This window comes from Gloeotrichia echinulata CP02, from assembly GCA_038087035.1.
GTDB lineage: Bacteria > Cyanobacteriota > Cyanobacteriia > Cyanobacteriales > Nostocaceae > Gloeotrichia > Gloeotrichia echinulata.
This window is the reverse complement of the sequence record CP051187.1, coordinates 5,263,261-5,283,583: the sequence shown is the minus strand read 5'-3', so window position 1 is coordinate 5,283,583 and position 20,323 is coordinate 5,263,261. Positions and strand designations below refer to the sequence as shown.

Genomic DNA, 20,323 nt, shown 5'->3' with positions numbered 1-20,323 from the left:
TCAGATTGATAAAAACTGCAGATGCTCACCTGGCTGAGAAAGAAAACTTTCTAATGTCCCTTGTAGTTGTAGTTTACCCTTATCTAGTAGCACGATCCAATCAGCTCGATGGATGACACTAGGACGATGAGTAATGAGAATTGTAGTTTTACCTTTACGATATTCCAACAGCCGATCTAGTACGTGAGATTCGCTAACTGGATCGAGTCCAGCAGTTGCTTCATCTAAAATGAGTATAGGTGGATCGGTGAGGATACCTCTGGCGATCGCTAATCTTTGTCTTTGTCCACCAGAGAGATTAGCACCAAATTCTCCTAACACAGTTTGATACTTATTTGGGAGTTGACTAATAAAGCTATCTGCATCAGCAATATGACAAGCTTTAACAATATCTTCAAAGGAAATATAAGGCGTTCCTAGGCGGAAGTTGTCCAAAATTGAGCGACTCCAAAAATGTGGTTCTTGGGGGACATAAACTACTTGTTGTCGTAAGCAATCAAGAGAAAGGTCATGGATGTTAAAAAAGCCAATCCTGATATTCCCAGAACTGGGTTGATATAAACCTGATAATATTTTTGCTAAAGTACTTTTACCACAACCTGATTGACCAATTAAAGCAGTTACTTTTCCCCCAGGAATCTTGATGGAAAAATCTTCTAATAAATCAACTCTTCCAGGGTGGTGAAATGTGAGATGAGAACAACGAATATCTGCATCACCAGAGATTTTTCCTACAGGCTTTGGACTAGTTTCGACCACTTCCGGCGTCGCATCGATAACTTCTAAAAGGCGAGAAATTGCTGTTTGCGAGCGAAAATATTGATCTACTAAGCTAACTAGCGAACTAATTAAAGTTAAAACATTGACCTGTAGGGCGTTAAAAGCCAGCATTTGACCGATACTTAATTGACCCTGCATCACCAACATACTCCCAATCCCAAGTAAAATTACACCACCAATAGTGCCAAGAAGTCTAGCAACAGTACCGTTAATAATTCCGATTTGGATGGTGCTGAAAGTTAAATTTGCAAGACGACCAAAGCGACTTTGGAATTCATCCCAAAATTGGGGAGCAGCATTTGTGGTTTTGATTACCTGCGCTCCCTTAAATGTTTCTACCAAAACGCCTTGATTTTCTGCTCCCAAAACTAAGAGATTGCGGGTTTTTTGTTGGAGAATGGGTAAGAAAGGTAAGCTAGATAGAGTCATTAATGCAGCGATCAGAATGACTGCTAGTGTTAATTGCCAACTGTACAACAGCATTAAGCAAAAAGAAATGGCTGCAATAAAAATCTGGCTAGGTAAAAGAACTACTACCTGGGATACTAATTGGTTGATTTCATTAATATCTCCCAGTCGGCTGGTAATTTCGCCACTGCGACGGGCTTCGTAGTAAGCTAAAGGTAATTGGAGAATTATCCGCCCAAATTCCAAGACTAACCCTAATTGTAACCGTTGACCAAAGTGAGCAATCATAGTCGCTTGCACTACTTGCAGACTACTACTAAATAAGGTCATGACTACAACAGCTGACACTACAACGGTGAGTAATTGGGTATCTCCGCGAACCAATACATCATCTGTGAGCAGTTGGATTAAAACGGGAGTACCAAGAGCCAGTAGACCCAGGACAATGTTGATCATTAATACCTGAGCCAGTAATCCACGAAATGGTAAGATCCGGTGCAAAAAGCGCCCGAAACCACCTTTAGATTTTTCTTGGGTCTGCTCAAAAAAGCGGTCTGGATCTGGCTCTAGTAAAAGCATGACCCCATTCCAAGCTGTTGTTATCTCTTGGCGGGTGACATAACGGATGCCAACTGATGGATCTGCAATTACATACTTACTACCCTTTTTATCATATAAAACCACCCAGTGGTAGCCATGCCAATGAATAATTGCTGGTAGGCGGATTTCTTTGATTCTGTCGATAATCGCCGGTGAAGCTTTCACTGCTCTAGCATTAAAACCCAAAATCTCAGACCCACGTTTTAAACCTAATAAGGTTGTTCCTAACTGTCCAGTTCCTACTGCTTCTCGGCTTTTATTGATGCTTAAGAAGCGTTTGTAATACTTACAAATTGAAACTAGACAAGCGGCTCCACAGTCTTCTTCACTTAATTGTAAAACAGATTGGTATTTCTGATTGGGTTTGAAGAATTGCAACATCGTCACTAGACCTATGAAATTGGTACACAATATCAGTTAAGCGCAGCAATAGTTTCTATCCTGATTTATTTATTATTGGTCGTTTTTCATCTGTCATTTGTAAAGGACAAAGTACAAATTAAAAATGACAGCATTGACGAAAAAAACAGGCAATTTCGATGTGAAATAAAAACAGAATTTTTGGCTTACAAATTTGTGATTATTCTGGCTTTTCTGAGAACGAACTGAAGTACAGTTTCTTCGCGGGAAATAATATCAGTTCTACCTTCCATTCCAGGTTGGAGATGACACTGGCGATCGCCTCTACCGACATATAGAGTTTGCGGCTTAATGGTGACTTCATAAGCGGTAAGCTGGGGAAGACGAGGGGCGGAAGATACGCTATTTTGTACAACTGGTAGAGCATCTGGGGCGACAGTTTTCACTGTTCCTTTGAGAGTACCGTAGTCTGGATAGGGACAAGCAGAAACCTGCATCTGAACTTTTTGACCTGGTTTTACCTTGTCAATATCTTGAGCCTGGACTTGAGCCTTAATCAACAAAGGAGCGTCAAGGGGAGCAATCTGAGCGATCGCTTCACTGGGTTGTACTACCTGTCCTTGGTTACGAAGATTCAATTGCAACAGTGTACCGGCGATGGGCGAGCGAATCACGCTCTTATTCAGGTCAGTTTCTAGCTGTTTGAGTTCTTTGCGATTGCTAATAACTTGCTTTTCCAGTTCAAGACGCTGCTGGATGAGAGTTTCTTGTTCTTTTTTCAAAGCCGCTAATGTAGCCTCTCCCTTCGACTGTTCTTGGTTAATTCGTTCCCTAGCCACAGTGACAGTAGCATTACTAGGATTAACAGCAGTTTTTGCTTTTTCTAGGTTTATCTGGGCGACCTTCATGGCTTGTTGTTTTTCTTCCATTAGATCTTTAGCCCTAGCTTTAGCTTCTTCTAGCTTTGCTTCAGCAGAGGTAACTGCTTGTTGTTTTTCCTCAAATAGACTGCGAGGAACAGCGCCTGACATGACTATTGGCTCCAATCGTTCTCTTTGCACTTTAGCTAAATTCAACGCCGCTTCTGCTTCTTTAACAGTTGCTGTTAATACTTTTTCCCGCTGTAATCGGTCTAGCTGGTTTCTAGCTAACTTAAAAGTTGCTTGTGCTTGTATCATTTCAGCTGTAGCTTTAATTTGCTGATCTTGATAGTTACGTTGAGTCCCAGCTAGGTCAGCCTGAGCCGAGATTAAATTACGGCTAATTAAACGGGTTTCAGCAGCGATTTGAGCATTGATGTGACCATTCTGAGCATCGATTTGACTTAATTGTAATTGACTGTGCTGAATACTGTTTTGTAGTTGGCTTTTTTGGTTCTGAAGGCGGGAATCATCAACGTAAGCGATCGCATCCCCCTGAGCCACAACCTGATTTTCTTGGGCTGTAATCTTTTGAATAGTGCCCGTAACCTCAGACTGAACTACACGCAATTCTCCCACAGGTCGGATATTCGCCGGCACTTTGACTGTGACGTTGTAATTGAGAACAGATGAGAGACTCACCCCAGCGATAAAGGAAATCACTAGAACTGCGCCACCGATGGTAGTCCATTTATTGATCCGGGGGAGAAACTCGTTAGTTTCAAGTAAAGGGAGCTGCTCTAGATTGGGTTCACTAAATTTATTCCAAACATAATTTTCCTTTTGGCGTAATAAGTTCACAGTCTTGCACCTTTTGTTTTCAATTAAACGATGAACAAAAATTAGGGTGTTCTTATACTATTCCTCTTTCAAGTCATTACAAATTGGCAGTAAAAAAGTCTGGGTCAGGGAGCAGAAGTAAATAAGCAAGAAGAATTTGTAACTATAGTTGAGAGAATTGGTATAATATCACCCCTGTTGATTCCCAAAGGACAGGAGCAAAATTGATTGCACAAACCGGCAAGTCCACATAACTAGATTGCAAACTGCCTGCTTTGGAAAAATAACTGCCTTGGGTAATACGCCTAGAGACATAAATATTCGCCAGTTAAAGCTACAAACAATGTCAAAGGAGATAGCAACTCTTGACAAAAACTTTACCCTCAAGGCTTATACGGCTCACACGTTTACGATGAAAACAAAAGACAAGGTAATGAATTTTGGTAAACACCCTACAGCAATAAGCGTGTAATAGGTTAAGGAATGATACGGTAACATTGACTGCTAAAATTAGCAATACTTATGGTTTATAATAGGTTATAATGAATCGTGGGGGCAGAAAAAGGTATGCGGTGAATGCAGGAAAAGCCTTTTTCAAATCTTGAGTGTGGATAACACTTAGAGACAACAGAGGAGATCGTTCAAACTCCCTCAAAGTCCTCACTTACGTTGAGCGAGTAATAACAGTATCCTCTCCCCCTTTTTTAATTCCCACAAACAATTCTAGTCCTAGCTTTGCCCGAAAGTCTTGTTAGGGGCGCAAGGCCTTGCGCCCTTACCTCATTTCCCCAGATGTCTATTTGAGAACCAGAGATGCATTGAAGCTGTAGCAGCTAAATTTTCCGCGACACGTTAAAGGATGGGTGGAGGAGGTAAAGCTGTGATGTTCTCAGGAATAACTCCACCGAAGCCCAAGAAATCTTGTGCTGCGGTATTAATAGACTTATCCAAGTCAAGGGAGAAAGCAGCATCGCCTAGAGGTCCATTCGCCCTAGACTCAATAGAAGCTTTCACTCTTTCGGCAAAATTAGTGTTATTTAGTTCATAGTCAGCGCCACCACCTAGAAGCTCCTGTTGCTCCTCAGATAACTTGACAAACAACTTGGATGCAATGATTGGATCTGACATAATTGTTCGCCTCACGTAACCTACTGCTTGCGAGCAGGGGAAGGGCTTTGCTCTGGTAGCTGATTGTTTTTGGATCGGCTGTGAGAATAATTCAATTGAATGTTTCGCTACTGCCGATAAAGGGTGGCAAGATCATGGAATCTGTTGCACCAGTAACAGCGCCTGAAGCTTGTCCTAGGGAGTTACCGATGCTACCCAGAGGACCGGAAGTAGTTACCCCCTGTACAGTTTTATCGGAAAATTCAGTTTCTGACCCGTCTGTTCTAGCTCTACCGAGGGGACCTATTGGCGAACCACCGGGTAATACAAGATTCTGTCCGCCAGATAGCATCTGTTGTTGCTGTTCTGATAATTCGACAAACCAGTCTGATATAATTATGTGATTTGACATGATTGTTAGCCTCACTTAACCTAGTTATTTTGGCTAGTGGCTGGGAATAGGAACGAAGAACTAGGAAGATCAAAAAATTGTTTTATCTTCCTGTTTGGCTGAACTCGAAATCTGGTGGCAGGATCATCACATTTTGTGCAGCGGTGGTTCTGCCTGAACGGTCGGCAATAGAGTTACCAAGGCTGCCATTTGGACCTGAAGTTGTTCTTCCATTTAAATTTGCAGTCCTCCCAAAGTTTTCTGACCCAGTGATTAATGGTGCGTTTCCTAGAGCAGCTATTGATGGTATGGGATCGCCAAATTTAAACCCCTGCGATGGGCCGACACCACCACAAAGCAGTTCTTGTTGCTCATCAGATAAATCGACAAACAACTCCAGCGTGATGTTATCGTATGACATGATTCTTAGCCTCACTAAATTTTAAAACCAAAAATTCCAGAAACTGAGTTGTATAGCAGGGGACTGGGGACACAACGACCGCTCAGTGCATCGCTGGGGACACAACGACCGCTCAGTGCATCGCTGGGTTACAAGTCTGATTGTGTCTAGGTTTTATCATCAGTTAATGTCCTAAGCACTTTGGCGGTTGCTATAGATGTATTTTTTCCAGAAGCATTCAACCAGATGATCAGGTGCGATAACAGGAAAAATCTAGAATCCGCGCTTGCTTCTTCCCAGGAGGCTGGTTCAGGTTCAGAAGGGACTACTGTTGTTTGGTTGGATGCTCATTGCGCCTACGTTGTTGACGCTTGGTATATTGTTAAAACTATTAAACGGACTACCAAACGGAGACATTCCTGTAGCATCCGTTGACAATAAATTGTGTCCACCGGAAACAATTTCTGAAATCTGGTTATTAGTTTCCGTGACATTGCCTTGTGGACCAGTAGTAGTAGTACCATTTGTATTAGCAACCCTTTGAGCAAAATTATTGCTGCTCTGGGTAGAGTCGCCACCAGCTAGCATTTCCAGTTGTCCATCAGATAACTCGACAAGCCACTCCGATGAGATGATTTGATCTGACATGATTGTTTGCCTCAGTGACGTAGTTCTTAAACAAAGGATTCCAGAGGCTGACTCGCGGATGCACTATTAGGGACTAGCAAAAAATAAATTACCCAATATTTGAGTCTGTAGGGTGCCTCAACAGTTATCAGTTATCAGTTATCAGTTATCAGTTAAAAGTTTTGATAACTGATAACTGTTCGTTGACTACTGATTTAACTGGAAGTCCCTGATGCTGAATCGTTCGCCGTCGCCCTATAGTAAGCCGGTGAGAGTGGGTGCAGGACCTAAAGCGCCAAGTCCAGTTGGTAGAGTTGCTACACCCAATCCCAACAAATCTTGAGAAGCAGTATTAACAGCTGAAGTTTGTCCTACGGAGTTGGCGGTGCTACCATTAGGACCGGAAGTGGTGAACCCCTGTAAACTGACAATTCTGTTAGCGTAATTGCTCCCACTTAATTCAAAGTCAGCACCGCCAGTTATACTCTCCTGTTGCTGAACACATAATTCGACAAACAACTCGGATGCAGTGATTTGATGTGACATAATTATTTGCCTCATACTATTTTAGATTTGAAATTTTGCGAAAAGTCTAAGCGCCACAAGCCGACATCAAGAACTTTGCAAGACAGATGGCAATGATTTTTCAACTTGGTATCATCTATATAAAGGATTCCAGAGATTGACTTGTACATGTAATCAACCACAGGAAAGGACAACTCTGGAATCCGTGCCTACTTGCTGTGTTCTAGGAGCGTAAACAATGTTTGACCAGTTTAGGCGCCTGGGATTGTTGGTAAGGTGAGTCCCCCAACTCCTGTGCTTGTGGGGACTGCTAAACCGGTGAGAACCGGAGCAGCACCCAATGCACCAAGTCCTGTAGGAAGTTGTGCCACACCCAATCCCAACAAATCTTGGGCTGCGGTATTGACAGCCGAAGTAGTACCTATAGAGCTGGCGCCGCTGCCATTGGGACCGGAAGTGGTTAACCCTTGTAAATTAGCTAGTCTGTTGGCGAAATTGGTGCCGCTCAATTCAAAGTCCGCACCACCAGTGAGAAATTCTTGTTGTTGAGCAGATAATTCGACACATAACTCCGATGCAGTTATTTGATGTGACATGATTGTTAGCCTCACTTACGTAATTCTGAAATAAAGGATTCCAGAGACGAATGGCACTAAGAGCGATCACCGAAGAAGCGGAGGGGCAGGGATCTCTTAGCAGGGGGAGCAAGCCCTGACCTGGAGCCGTGGAGCGGAGCGGAACATGGATATGTTCGCGGAGCGTCTCGTTCGCGGAGCGTCCCGTAGGGAAGAGAAGCCCCGCCCTTCTAGGGCGCTCTTACTGGGGCGGAGTCTGAGCTTCCGTCTCAGTTTTCCCCCTTGCTCCCTGCTCCCCTGCCTCTTTTGACACTTTTAGGTAAATAGACCACATTTGGCGTAGGGGCACAGCAGTGCTATGCCCTTACAGTGTGGTTCAAATACGTGAAAACTGCTGTAACTTCTCTATTTGAAGACTTGAATGGCCAGGTTACTTCAGGTGGCGAATATGCTCTCTAGGAGGTCAGTTATTGGTTACTACCTAAACCGAAGCCGCCTAAGGGGCTGGCCGCAGGATTTGTGAAGGAGTTTCCACCAGTTGTTGGGCTTCCTGCTAAACCAGTGAGAACCGGTGCGCCACCCAATGCACCGATTCCTGTAGGAAGTTGTGCCACACCCAATCCCAATAAATCTTGAGATGCAGTATTGACGGCTGAAGTTTGACCTATAGAGCTGGCGCCGCTACCATTGGGACCGGAAGTGGTGAAACCTTGTAAATTAGCTAGTCTATTAGCGTAATTACTGCCGCTTAACTCAAAGTCGGCACCGCCGGTGACAACCTCTTGTTGCCCATTAGATAGCTCTGTAAACAAGTCGGATGCAATTATTGGATTTGACATGATTGTTAGCCTCACTTACGTTTTTGTCAGATTTTGTCAAAAAAGATTCCAGAAACTGACTCGCTCAAACAGAAAGCCAGATGATTCGTTTGTGCAAAAAAGAGGGTAACAGGAGAAGTTCCTGGAATCAAAGATTGCTGTCACGACCCAAGGGGAAGAAACCTTGAGGGACTAGATTGGAATGCACGTACACAACTGTAGCGTTGGTGGTCATGTAAGGGGTAACTGAAGAGGTTGACCTCTGCAATAGTTAGGTATTTACAGCAATTTTCAAGCAACCACATCTGTAGTAAAGGTGCAAGGCCTTGCGCCCTTACTGCGTGGATTTATAGGAAAATACTGTAAAGATCGCAGAAGCCACTGAGTTTCCCGCATCCCACAAGGTTTTATGAGAACCCCCACCCACCATTCCCGAACTAAATAGGCGAAGCGGTCGGCTGTGGGAATGGTTCAAGGGCTTGGCGGAGTAGATATGTCCGCCTATTGACCAAGACCGGTGCCTACTGTGGCAGGACCTTGAGCAGGTTGTGCTAAACCAGTGATTGTTGGTGCTGCACCCAATGCACCAATTCCTGTAGGAAGTTGTGCCACGCCCAATCCCAATAAATCTTGAGAAGCGGTATTGACAGCCGAAGTTTGACCTATAGAGTTGCCCGTGCTACCATTTGGACCGGAAGTGGTGAAACCTTGTAAATTAGCTAGTCTGTTAGCGTAATTACTACCGCTCAACTCAAAGTCGGCACCGCCGGTGACAACCTCTTGTTGTCCTTCTGATAACTCTGCACACAACTCGGATGCAATTATTTGATTTGACATGATTCTTAGCCTCACTTACGTTTTTAGGTGGTTCATCACCTAAGAACTTAACTATAAGCATTGTTTGTCAGGAATTCATAAATCTAAGGGCTGAAATCAAATTTGTAGATTTACCTCTCAACGTAGAAATAAAATCTTGTATTTGTTGTATGTATAGCAGGCAAGGGGCTATGCAATAGTTCCAAATCACATAGTCAAATATAGTCAGACTTATGCAATTTAGCTTTAAGCGACTCTACTTTCAGCATGGACACGCTTAAATAGTGGAGTTATCCGCCTTGGATGTACTACCAGACACCCCCTATCCCTTAGAATAGACTGGAGACAGTCAAACCCTTCAGGATTACTTTTTCTGCCGATGTTGTACCCTGCGTTCACGTCAGCATGAATCTTCAAACCATCTTTACTGATATACCACGCACGTTTGACACGTTTTCCTGAGAATACATGCTTGATCTTGTTGTTAGGTTGATAAGTTGGGATGATGTCCCAATCAATCGCTGAAGCCTTACTTGTGTAAGATTCTTCTGCTACCTTAACGGTAATACCGACTCTAACTAATTTATAAGTCAGTATCTCGATAAATTTAGCATGTGGTATTTGAATAAAGCTTTGGTTTGTACGTTTACCTAAATTAAGACGTGTTTTCCATTGTTCGTTTTTCCCGATTGAGACGTGAGTTACACCAAGAGATAGAAGTTGATCCACAATCATTTTTGTGGCTTGATGCAAATATGAATCTATAAATTGATTACGGTTGCGGACGATATTTGCGATTCGCCTTGATTTAGCTTTACCATGAGGCAGAAAACCTCGAAACTTGGCAATCTGCTTGTTATAAAATTGGTTGGCTGATTTTAATGGTTTCCCGTTTACGATAATTGGCTGTTCGCTAAAGTCGTTGAAAACAATCGTCGCTAGATTGTCTAAGCCTATGTCTATCGCCGCATTCAGTTCAGGATTCAAACTACAAAAAAACTCTGACAACTCGGTAATTTCATAGACTATTTCGATAACGAAGCATCCAGTTTTTGGGACAATTCGCACTTCGCACAAGTCCTCAAATCTTAGTCCAGGCTTTACCGGGATTCTGATTGGCGACATTGACGGGACAACCGAACCTTTACTAAATTCTCTTTTACCAATGGCTTGATTGTTAAACTTAATCAGGTTCTTATCATCAACATAATTAGGTGGTTTTGGTCTACCAGTGAACTTAGTTGGTTCAAGTTTGTAAGCCACTAATGCTTTGTAGTAAGCAATCCACGCATCTGCATTCTGTTTTAATACGAGTTGAGCTACTTTTGCGCTTATTGCTTTGTAGTTCTCGTTTTGTTTAAATAAAGTGTCTAAGCTAGCTTGTGATTGAGTTCCCCATCCGTAGAAAAAACCTTGGCGTTGAGTGAATTGAGCAGTGTTATAAAGCTGTCGAGAAATAGTGGTAATGTCACTACAATAATCAAACCAGTCATGTCCTTCTTTGATTATGTGCTTTTCTACTTGACGCATATTTATACTGAGCGTAGTCAAAGTATTGATCAACTTTGGCAATGAAATTAGTATATCATTCAAGATACAGTAAGATATGCTTGACTAGAAAACTTAATCAATCTGTTGGAGAATTTAAGGCTTCTACAATTTTTTCGGTTTTGCGCTTTGCCCTGATATCTTTTTCGGGTCGTCATCAACAATTACCGTACCCGTGGGAAGTTGTTCTGTTGGATATGGTATTTTACCTGCTTTGTAATGTCGTCAAGCGGTAAGGTACGAAATCCCCAAGGTTTTAGCATAATCAGATAATTTCATTAGGACTGTCTTTTAGACTATATCTGACTCTGCTAGACTATATTTTGTTTAAAGTTTTATCATACTGCGTAGGATTTGCAGGGGAGGCAGGGGAGGCAGGGGAAGCAGGGGAGGCAAAACTCAACGCCAGCCTCCATTTCTCCCCCTGCTCCAAGAGCTTGCCTCAACCAAGAAATTCCAAAACCTACGCAGTATTGAGGGGCTATGGGCACGAGGTAATCAGCAATGGGCTAGGACTAGTCCCGCGATTTCAAATCCCAAAAGCCTTCAGACCGCTGACTACACGAACAGCGAAGAGGGAGCGGCTTTCTGTAGGGTAGCCTGTACCTGGGCAGGAAAATCAAGATTTTGCATAGTCCACGTAGGTGGACTTTCATAAAAGTACTCTAAGCTCCAAGCCTTGTCACGACTGGGTTTCCTGGCACTACAAGTTATGCTTTTCTGTATTACATAGCGTGATGCCCGTTAAAATTCTCAAAAAAGTTAACATTTCTACATAAAAAGTGTAAACTAAAGTTACATACATAAGTCGAATGGCACGAAGTTAAGAAAAAACCTCGTGTTAGGCTTTTGTTGTGGGTAGTGTTAATAAACATTCAATAGAGTAAATCGGAACTATAGGAATCCGGTTTGATTTTTGAACATGTCTAAGTATCTGTGGGTAGGGCTATGCCTTACACACCTTGGTTTTGCTTGGCATTGTCTAGCTTAGGTGTAATTCAAAAATCAAATAGTATTCCTGTACTACCAAAATCCCACAATTTTTTAGTTTGAATAAAGGTCAACAGACATGAATACAGTTCAAGCAAGTTTTGAAGCGAAAGAAACTGAATTTCACGTACAAGGTTACGAAAAAATCGATTTTAGTCTGATCTATGTAAACGGTGCATTTGACATTAAAAACCGAGAAATTGCAGATAGCTATGGGAAATTTGGTCGCTGTCTGACTGTGATTGATGCCAATGTGTATGAACTGTATGGCGAGCAGATTAGGTCATATTTTAGACACTATGACATTGAACTAACAGTATTTCCCATCATCATTACAGAGCCGGATAAAACCATTGCAACTTTTGAAAAAATTGTTGACGCTTTTTCAGACTTTGGCTTAGTTCGTAAAGAACCAGTCTTGGTTATCGGTGGTGGTCTAATTACTGATGTAGCTGGGTTTGCTTGCGCTGCTTACCGTCGCAAGAGTAACTACATTCGCATTCCTACGACCTTAATAGGCTTAATCGATGCAGGTGTAGCAATTAAGGTAGCGGTGAATCATCACAAGTTAAAAAATCGCTTGGGAGCATATCATGCACCTTTAAAAGTGATTCTCGATTTCTCATTTTTGCAAACCTTGCCAACGGTTCAAGTTCGTAATGGGATGGCAGAATTAGTAAAAATTGCTGTAGTTGCTAACTCACAAGTCTTTGAACTACTATACAAGTATGGCGAAGAACTGCTTTCCACTCACTTTGGACATGTGAATGGTACACCAGAAATCAAAGAGATTGCCCATAAAGTCAACTACGAAGCCATCAAAACTATGTTGGAGTTAGAGACTCCTAACTTACATGAAATAGACCTTGATCGCGTCATTGCTTACGGCCACACTTGGAGTCCTACCCTAGAATTAGCGCCGCGTGTACCCCTATATCATGGTCATGCCGTCAATATAGATATGGCTTTATCTGCAACCATTGCAGCACAACGAGGCTACATTCCCACACAAGAGCGCGATCGCATTCTAGACTTGATGAGTCGTATAGGTCTATCACTCGATCATCCTCTACTAGATGAAGATTTACTCTGGTATGCTACCCAATCTATTACCCTAACACGAGATGGCAAACAACGCGCCGCCATGCCTCGTCCTATTGGTGAGTGCTTCTTTGTCAACGATTTGACTCGTCAAGAACTTGATGCTGCTTTAGCTGAACACAAACGTCTTTGTGCTACATATCCTCGTGGTGGCAAAGGCGTTGATGCCTACATTGAAACTGAAGAAGCTCAACTATTAGGGGTGTGAAGATATGACGAGTGTTGTAAAACTCCCAACAGCTAGACCAATCACGCCACACAGCATCTTAGTTGCCCAGTTACAGCAAACCCTGAAATTAGCAAAAGAGAACAACATTCCCCCAGAGATATTAGATTCTCTGTGGCAAGCAGTTCAATTAGCAGCGGGTTTAGATCCCTACTTGGATGATTACACCACCCCAGAATCGAGCGCATTAACAGCATTGGCGCAAAAAACTAGCCTTGAAGACTGGAGCAAACGCTTTAGTGATGGGGAAACAGTCCGTCAACTAGAACAGGAAATGCTGTCAGGACATCTTGAAGGACAGACATTAAAAATGTTTGTTCACATGACCAAGGCCAAGCGCATTCTAGAATTAGGAATGTTTACAGGGTATTCGGCTTTGGCAATGGCAGAAGCATTACCAAGCGATGGGCAACTCATAGCTTGTGAGGTAGACCCCTATGTCGCCCAATTTGCTCAAGCTTGCTTTGACGAGTCTGTCCACGGCCACAAAATCGTCGTCGAAGTAACACCAGCCCTAGAGACACTCCACAAACTAGCAGCAACAAAAGAATCATTTGATTTAATCTTCGTTGATGCCGATAAAAAGGAGTATGTAAAGTACTTTCAAACCATCTTGGATAGTAGCTTGCTAAGTCCCGACGGGTTAATTTGCGTGGATAATACATTGTTACAAGGACAAGTTTACCTACCACCAGAACAACGCACCGCCAACGGTGAAGCGATCGCTCAGTTCAACGCTGTTGTCGCCGCCGATCCTCGTGTAGAGCAAGTTTTGCTACCCATACGAGATGGTGTGACCTTGATTAGACGGGTAGCATAATTGAGGGCGATAAGGAGGATGAGGGGTTAATCATAGACCTCTTGCATAAATAAAAAAATAAGAACCCTACCCTAAAGCAAATTCTCCCCTAAGCGCTTGCGCTTAGGGACTGGGGGTGGGGTGTTAGAGGACTTTTGCAAGATTTTTGACTACTCCCTCATCTCCCCTACTTGCTCATCTCCCTCATCTCCTTATAATTTGAAAAACTTATGGCACAATCGATTTTTGTATCTCTACTTCCATCGACAACGCCTTCAAGGGGTGTGAGGCAAAAGATAGTGGCTCTATTCAAGACTCTGGGTACACTGACATTATTATTAATCGCCTTGCCATTCAATGCTTTGATAGTGTTGATATCTTTATTGTGGGGCATTGTGCGATCGCCGTTTACCAAAAGCAGCAGAGTGGCTACTCCTCCTCAGACTATCTTGGTGAGTGGAGCCAAGATGACCAAAGCATTGCAACTGGCTCGCTGCTTTCATGCAGGCGGACACAGAGTTATTCTGATTGAAAGTCATAAATACTGGTTGTCTGGGCATAGATTTTCTCAAGCCGTGAGTCGTTTTTATACAGTCCAGGCTCCGCAATCAGACCCAGAAGGCTATATTCAGTCCCTAGTAGAAATTGTTAAAAAGGAAAAAGTTGACATTTATGTACCTGTATGCAGTCCTATCGCTAGTTACTACGACTCTTTAGCAAAGCCTGCACTAGCAGAATACTGCGAAGTTTTGCACTTTGATCCAGATATCACTAAGATGCTAGATGATAAATTTGCCTTTACGGATCAAGCGCGATCGCTGGGTTTATCTGTTCCCAAGTCTTTTAAAATCACAAATCCTCAACAGGTTATCGATTTTGATTTTAGTCAAGAAACCCGCAAATATATTCTTAAAAGTATTGCTTACGACTCCGTTCGCCGCTTAAATTTAACCAAACTTCCCTGCGACACCCCAGAAGAGACAGCAGCCTTTGTCAACAGTTTACCCATCAGTCCAGAAACACCTTGGATTATGCAAGAGTTTATTCCTGGTAAGGAGTTCTGTACCCATAGTACAGTGCGAGATGGAGAATTAAGATTGCATTGCTGTTGCAACTCTTCGGCGTTTCAAATCAACTATGAAAACGTCGAAAATCCCCAAATCCGTCAATGGGTGCAACACTTCGTCAAGAATTTGCAACTGACTGGACAAATTTCTTTCGACTTTATCCAAGCCGAAGACGGTACAGTTTACGCCATTGAATGCAACCCCCGTACTCATTCGGCAATCACAATGTTCTACAATCATCCTGGTGTGGCAGATGCCTATTTTGGGAAAACTCCTTTAGCTGCACCGGTGGAACCTTTAGCAAGTAGCAAACCCACTTACTGGATATATCACGAAATCTGGCGACTAACTGGTATCCGTTCCGGGAAACAATTGCAAACGGCTGTTAATACCCTAGTGCGGGGTACTGATGCTATTTACTGTCTTGATGACCCCATACCATTTTTGACCTTGCATCACTGGCAAATTCCTCTACTTTTGCTCAAGAATCTGCAACAACTTAAAGGATGGGTAAAAATAGACTTCAACATTGGCAAATTGGTGGAATTAGGCGGCGATTAAAAGGCTATTTTCATCTCAGAGACAGTAGTAAAAATCAAATGCAATTAAAGCTTTTATAAATCGTTTCATGAACTACTAAACTCCAGTTACAGCCTTAAATCACATAGGAAGATGAATCATGCCATTACTTCGTATTCTTCATTTAGTTGGGTCTGCCCACAATGATTTTTACTGTAATTTGTCACGCCTTTATGCTCAAGATTGTCTAACAGCAACAGCAGAGCCATCGCGCTATGAATTTCAAATTGCATACATCACACCTGATCGCCACTGGCGATTTCCTCGTACCCTGGAACCAGAAGATATTGCTGTCGCCAAACCGATGACTCTGTTTGAAGCCATAGAGTTGATCACAGCGCAAAACATTGACCTTGTGATACCACAAATGTTTTGTATTCCGGGAATGACTCACTACCGGGCTTTATTCGACCTGCTGAATATTCCTTACATCGGTAATACTCCAGATATTATGGCGATCGCCGCCCACAAAGCCAGAGCCAAAGCAATTGTCGAAGCAGCAGGGGTGAAAGTACCTCGTGGAGAACTGCTGCGCCCAGGAGACGTACCGACAATTTCACCTCCAGCAGTTGTCAAACCCGCAAGTGCTGACAACTCTTTAGGGGTAGCCTTAGTTAAAGATGTTACTGAATATGACGCTGCCTTGAAAACAGCATTTGAATATGCTTCGGAGGTGATTGTCGAAACATTCATCGAACTCGGTCGAGAAGTCAGATGCGGCCTCATTGTTCAAGATGGGGAGCTAGTGGGTTTACCCCTAGAAGAGTATCTGGTAGACCCCCAGGAAAAACCCATTCGCAACTATGCTGATAAACTCCAACAAACCGAGGACGGCAACTTGCATTTTACTGCTAAAGATAATATTAAAGCTTGGATGGTAGACCCTAATGACCCCATCACCGAAAAAGTTCAGCAAGTAGCTAAAAAGTGTCATCAGGCTTTAGGTTGTCGCCACTACAGTTTATTTGATTTTCGCATCGACCCACAGGGACAACCTTGGTTTTTAGAAGCCGGGTTGTATTGTTCTTTTGCTCCTAAAAGTGTGATTTCCTGTATGGCGAAAGCAGCGGGAATCCCTCTAAATGAGTTATTAATGACGGCTATCATTGACACTCTCAGCCCTGAAGGGACTGAGATTCTGCGGACAGAGTAAACTTAGGTAGTATCCAAAGTCTAATTCTCGCTACGCTCGTCAAACAGCGTCTACCCAGTAAGCCTAAGTCTATGCTTAGATTGCTGGCTACTTTTTTTAGTATATTTGCTGCACCGTTTAGGTCAGCATTAACAATTGAACCATTTGCGGTTCGGTACAATCCACGTTCAACACGCTTACCTGACGCTTTCCACCCAACTGGTTTTTGACCATAAACGGGTAGGGAGTCTCCATCTAAGTAACTTGCTTTTGACGTGTAGGATTCTTCTGTTTGGTGGTATCTAATTCCGTGTAAATCACATAGTTGTTCCAATCTGTCTTTAAGTTTGCCCAAGGGCATTTGAACAAATTTGGTTCTTGCGTACTTAGCGTGCTTAATTATTAATTAAAGTTTATAAATTTGCTTTAAAAGTAAGGCTTACAGGCGTTCATAATTTAATTTTTAGCAATATGATATAAAATACAGAAAATAATGGCTATTATCTTAGCTCTGCAAGGGTTTCAAGCTGATTATTTAATAAATTCAGCACGCTAAGTACGGAAGAGCCACCTTGGGCAACAATCAAAAGGCTGCTTGACCAAGCCAATTTTAGATTTTAGATTTAATCCAAAATTCAAAACTTGTACTGAGCGAAGTCGAAGTATCCAAAATCTAAAATTGTTTACCCCTTGTGGTCGGGGTCAATCGCACCCCAACCAGCGGGGTGGGTGCATCAAAAAGCCATATTCAGCACTTTCCTTAACAGCAGTTGGTCTTCTAGTTTGGCTTTTAAACGGCCATTTTCTAGATCTCGAATCCAACTTTGGCTTTTACCTGTGAGCTTTGCTAACTCTCTCTGGGAGAGATTCAGATTTTTTCGCGCCTGTAAAATCTCTTCACCGAGCAGATCGCCTGTGATTTTTGGCTTTTTTGTGGTTTTGGAATTGCGCCGCTGCTTTTTTTCGGTCTGGGAGTTTTGCACTTTCCATTCTGGGGGAAGTTCAAAGGACAAAATCCGAGCATTTAGCAGCAGATTCCACTTACCACGGGGGCCTGAGTCTGTGAGCCTGGTGTCACCACCGCCGTCATTAGTCCAAAATTCTAATGCTGCTTCTGGATCTTCGGGAACATCAACTAATTTTGCCCACAGTGGTTGAATTTCTGTTGGATAGGTAACGGGGTCGAAGTTTGGTTTGACTCCATAATGATTGAGCATTTCTAAATCGCTTTCAAAGGTACGTAGTAGGCGTTTACGTTCTTCTCTTTGTCTGGAGGCGAGGGTAACTTTTTCCTCACCGTAAGCAACGCGCAGCAAAGTAGGAACGGTAATACGTTGTTCTTTACCCATTTTGGTTTTAAACAGCAACCATAGCATTAATCGGGCGGCACCTTCATGTTGCTGCCAAATGCTCATGACTGTGGTTAACAGGGTTTTAGGTAGAGTACCATATTGATAGAATGCGTTTCGCTCTTTACAAGCTTGTTTGTTTAAGAAATGCTGTGCCCAGATTCCCGCTTTCACTTTAAAAGTTAGTCCGATGAGATATTTGCATCCCAAATCGTCTTCTTGAAAGTGATGTTCAATGTTTAGCAAGTGCCATAGGCGAGTCCCTGCTACGGAAAATCCCCTAACTCGACCTTGTTGGGGCCAGTCAATGGATATGATCAGTGAACAAGCTTGTTGCACGATGTTTTTCATTAAATTGAGTTTGGCGGTTTTGCTCAGGTCTTTGCGTTTCTCTAGCCCTAAATATTTCTCTAGCTGGCGTTCGTCGATCGCAAATTCCTGCTCCCAAGGTTGCTCTTTGGCTGTGGCGTGAGCTGCAAAAATTAGATGGATACAAGCGGCTCTAATATCTAGGGCTGCAATGCTTTCTAATTGTGTGGTGCGATTGCTGACTTGGAATGGATCTTGGATGTGAAAGGCGATCGCCCCTTTTCCCTGATTTACTTGTCGGCCATAACATAAGTAACCTGCTTCATCAATTTCCCAATGTAGTGATGTGCGCTGCGCGAGGACGTTACAAGCTTCCCAAATGGCGATCGCTGAAGCAAATGGATGATTCTTCCCGTTAGAAAATAAATCTGGGCTGCTAGCATCTCTCGGTTCAACTTTACATCTCCCTTTTTTCGCCTGCAAAGGTATGGGAGATTGGGTTGGACAGGCTATTACACATTGCGGTTGGGGATAATAACCCTCACAATTGTTACAAAGACAAGGATCGATCCAGTATTCATTGTTCTCTATTTTGATTGCACCCGTAGGACATTGGGGACGGCAGTTGTCACATCCAACGCAACTTTTGTTAGGAATTGTATAAGGCATATTACTCTTTTCCCACTCTAATCGTTGAGATGTTTGGCTCAAGTCTCCCCTGGATGTTTCCTTTCGCTTCATGAAATTCACGACTCGCTACTATATTTTTCCCGAAAAGAAAAATATTTTATTAGCTCACTATTTCCCCACATCTATGTTCAGAATGTGCATCCATTTGGAAGCTATTTAAGGCTTGAAAGCCTAGCCTAATATTACTTCTTTATTAACTATACATTTCATAATAAATATGCTGGGTTTGTTCACAACGAGCCTAGAAATATTTCTTAATAATTTAATCAAATCCTTAGTAAATAAACGTATTTTATTTGACAAAAAAGTTTAACAAAAGTGTTTTCGACGAACAGTTAAGTTTCTAAATTAGAGGATGCATATTTTTTATTCAAAATTTCAATATTCCAGAACTTACTCTCCGGGCACATGTGTTACAAGAAATATAATTTCAATATCCGGATAAAAAATAACAGAAAAGACTTGAGATAAAGTCATCAAATTTTGATTGAATAAAAATTAATTGTTTTACATCAAAATTAGGGATTTAAGATTAGGGTAAGATAATGATTAAATCGCCAATATTTTTGTAGGGCTAAATGCCGAGGATTGATTTATGGCAACACTCACAGGATTGACATTTGGAGGTAAAGCCTGGACACCAAAATTTGCCCAGGAAATTGACAAAGATAAATGTATCGGCTGTGGCAGATGCATTAAAGTTTGCGGGTACAATGTGCTGGGATTGAAAGCACTCAACGAAGAAGGAGAATTTGTTGAAGACGAGGATGATGAAGAAATTGAACGGAAAGTGATGACAGTAGCTAGCCCAGAAAACTGTATTGGTTGTCAGGCTTGTTCACGTATTTGTCCCAAGAATTGCTACAGCCATGCGGTATTAGACAGCTAATGTTTTGGCGAATCTGGTAACAATTGTTATCAATTTCATCAATTTAGGCACTGTGGAAATAAAGCCCCAAGCAAGGTCACTAGAGGGGAAATCTATAAATTTACCGTAACTAGCAAAAAAGTTCACAGTAAACAAAAACGTAAATCACTAAATGTTATCTATTAACAGTTTCAAACTTGCTGCTCATTTAGCCTAATTAATATTAGGGCTAATAGTGCCTGATTGGAGGAAATAGCTTGTTGGGAAATCGCAGGCTCCTTTGTTATAGGAGTTGAGATATTGCTTGATTGTTTTGGGGGAAAGATGTGAAAAGATATGGAAATTTCCCCCATTTTTCACAGAAACAAGTTAGAAAATTAATGAGTGAAAATAAAAACACTGCCCTGTGAAAGTAGGGACTGGGGACACAACGACCGCTCAGTGCATCGCTGGGGATTGGGGACTTGTACTGAGCTTGTCGAAGTATTGGGAATTGGGGACTGGGAAGGACGAGAAAAGAGTTTTCTGAATATCCAGTACCGAATACCTAATAATTAA

At 42.3% G+C, this 20,323-nt stretch carries 19 protein-coding genes and 1 pseudogene; 7 read left to right on the top strand and 13 right to left on the bottom strand.

Going from position 1 to position 20,323, the window contains the following annotated elements; genetic code table 11:
- The 11 genes from HEQ19_23345 to HEQ19_23295 form a co-directional block, all read right to left on the bottom strand.
- Positions 1-2,169, bottom strand: a complete 2,169-nt coding sequence (locus HEQ19_23345) for a peptidase domain-containing ABC transporter (GenBank protein ID WYM02000.1) — start codon at positions 2,167-2,169, stop codon at positions 1-3.
- Between the two features lie 185 nt (positions 2,170-2,354).
- Complete coding sequence (locus tag HEQ19_23340) at positions 2,355-3,869, bottom strand: HlyD family efflux transporter periplasmic adaptor subunit (GenBank protein WYM01999.1); 1,515 nt, start codon at positions 3,867-3,869, stop codon at positions 2,355-2,357.
- 831 nt (positions 3,870-4,700) lie between these two features.
- The gene (locus HEQ19_23335; GenBank protein WYM01998.1) at positions 4,701-4,976 is read right to left on the bottom strand and encodes a CTB family bacteriocin; all 276 of its coding nucleotides are present in this window, start codon (positions 4,974-4,976) and stop codon (positions 4,701-4,703) included.
- Positions 4,977-5,067: 91 nt separating this feature from the next.
- Positions 5,068-5,367: a CTB family bacteriocin gene (locus tag HEQ19_23330; GenBank protein ID WYM01997.1), complete on the bottom strand. Its 300-nt coding sequence runs from the start codon at positions 5,365-5,367 to the stop codon at positions 5,068-5,070.
- Positions 5,368-5,449: 82 nt separating this feature from the next.
- The gene (locus tag HEQ19_23325; protein ID WYM01996.1) at positions 5,450-5,767 is read right to left on the bottom strand and encodes a CTB family bacteriocin; all 318 of its coding nucleotides are present in this window, start codon (positions 5,765-5,767) and stop codon (positions 5,450-5,452) included.
- A gap of 294 nt (positions 5,768-6,061) precedes the next feature.
- Positions 6,062-6,394: a CTB family bacteriocin gene (locus tag HEQ19_23320; protein WYM01995.1), complete on the bottom strand. Its 333-nt coding sequence runs from the start codon at positions 6,392-6,394 to the stop codon at positions 6,062-6,064.
- A gap of 234 nt (positions 6,395-6,628) precedes the next feature.
- Positions 6,629-6,919 (bottom strand): CTB family bacteriocin, encoded by a 291-nt coding sequence (locus HEQ19_23315; GenBank protein WYM01994.1) that lies wholly within the window; start codon positions 6,917-6,919, stop codon positions 6,629-6,631.
- A 230-nt stretch (positions 6,920-7,149) separates the two neighbouring features.
- Positions 7,150-7,494: a CTB family bacteriocin gene (locus HEQ19_23310; protein ID WYM01993.1), complete on the bottom strand. Its 345-nt coding sequence runs from the start codon at positions 7,492-7,494 to the stop codon at positions 7,150-7,152.
- 446 nt (positions 7,495-7,940) lie between these two features.
- Positions 7,941-8,312, bottom strand: a complete 372-nt coding sequence (locus tag HEQ19_23305) for a CTB family bacteriocin (GenBank protein WYM01992.1) — start codon at positions 8,310-8,312, stop codon at positions 7,941-7,943.
- Positions 8,313-8,792: 480 nt separating this feature from the next.
- Positions 8,793-9,128: a CTB family bacteriocin gene (locus tag HEQ19_23300; GenBank protein WYM01991.1), complete on the bottom strand. Its 336-nt coding sequence runs from the start codon at positions 9,126-9,128 to the stop codon at positions 8,793-8,795.
- Positions 9,129-9,353: 225 nt separating this feature from the next.
- A complete protein-coding gene (locus tag HEQ19_23295) occupies positions 9,354-10,637 on the bottom strand; it encodes a transposase (protein ID WYM01990.1) in 1,284 nt (427 codons plus the stop codon).
- Between the two features lie 80 nt (positions 10,638-10,717).
- Here HEQ19_23295 and HEQ19_23290 point away from each other — a divergent pair, with 80 nt between their 5' ends.
- The 5 genes from HEQ19_23290 to HEQ19_23270 all read left to right on the top strand — a co-directional run bounded on the left by HEQ19_23290 (position 10,718) and on the right by HEQ19_23270 (position 16,570).
- Positions 10,718-10,891, top strand: a complete 174-nt coding sequence (locus HEQ19_23290) for a hypothetical protein (GenBank protein ID WYM01989.1) — start codon at positions 10,718-10,720, stop codon at positions 10,889-10,891.
- 833 nt (positions 10,892-11,724) lie between these two features.
- Positions 11,725-12,954: a sedoheptulose 7-phosphate cyclase gene (locus tag HEQ19_23285; protein WYM01988.1), complete on the top strand. Its 1,230-nt coding sequence runs from the start codon at positions 11,725-11,727 to the stop codon at positions 12,952-12,954.
- 4 nt (positions 12,955-12,958) lie between these two features.
- Complete coding sequence (locus tag HEQ19_23280) at positions 12,959-13,792, top strand: class I SAM-dependent methyltransferase (protein WYM01987.1); 834 nt, start codon at positions 12,959-12,961, stop codon at positions 13,790-13,792.
- Positions 13,793-14,001: 209 nt separating this feature from the next.
- On the top strand, positions 14,002-15,399 hold the full coding sequence (locus HEQ19_23275; GenBank protein ID WYM01986.1) for an ATP-grasp domain-containing protein: 1,398 nt from the start codon (positions 14,002-14,004) through the stop codon (positions 15,397-15,399).
- Positions 15,400-15,517: 118 nt separating this feature from the next.
- Positions 15,518-16,570, top strand: a complete 1,053-nt coding sequence (locus HEQ19_23270) for a D-alanine--D-alanine ligase (protein ID WYM01985.1) — start codon at positions 15,518-15,520, stop codon at positions 16,568-16,570.
- Here HEQ19_23270 and HEQ19_23265 read toward each other — a convergent pair.
- Both HEQ19_23265 and HEQ19_23260 read right to left on the bottom strand, forming a co-directional pair.
- Positions 16,533-16,922 (bottom strand): annotated as a pseudogene (locus HEQ19_23265) (RNA-guided endonuclease TnpB family protein). The gene HEQ19_23270 and the pseudogene HEQ19_23265 sit on opposite strands and share 38 nt — an antisense overlap.
- Before the next feature lie 361 nt (positions 16,923-17,283).
- A complete protein-coding gene (locus HEQ19_23260; GenBank protein ID WYM03560.1) occupies positions 17,284-18,876 on the bottom strand; it encodes a helix-turn-helix domain-containing protein in 1,593 nt (530 codons plus the stop codon).
- 616 nt (positions 18,877-19,492) lie between these two features.
- Between HEQ19_23260 and fdxB the strand changes: the two genes are divergently transcribed.
- The gene (gene fdxB, locus HEQ19_23255; GenBank protein ID WYM01984.1) at positions 19,493-19,786 is read left to right on the top strand and encodes a ferredoxin III, nif-specific; all 294 of its coding nucleotides are present in this window, start codon (positions 19,493-19,495) and stop codon (positions 19,784-19,786) included.
- 363 nt (positions 19,787-20,149) lie between these two features.
- Positions 20,150-20,323, top strand: a complete 174-nt coding sequence (locus HEQ19_23250; GenBank protein WYM01983.1) for a hypothetical protein — start codon at positions 20,150-20,152, stop codon at positions 20,321-20,323.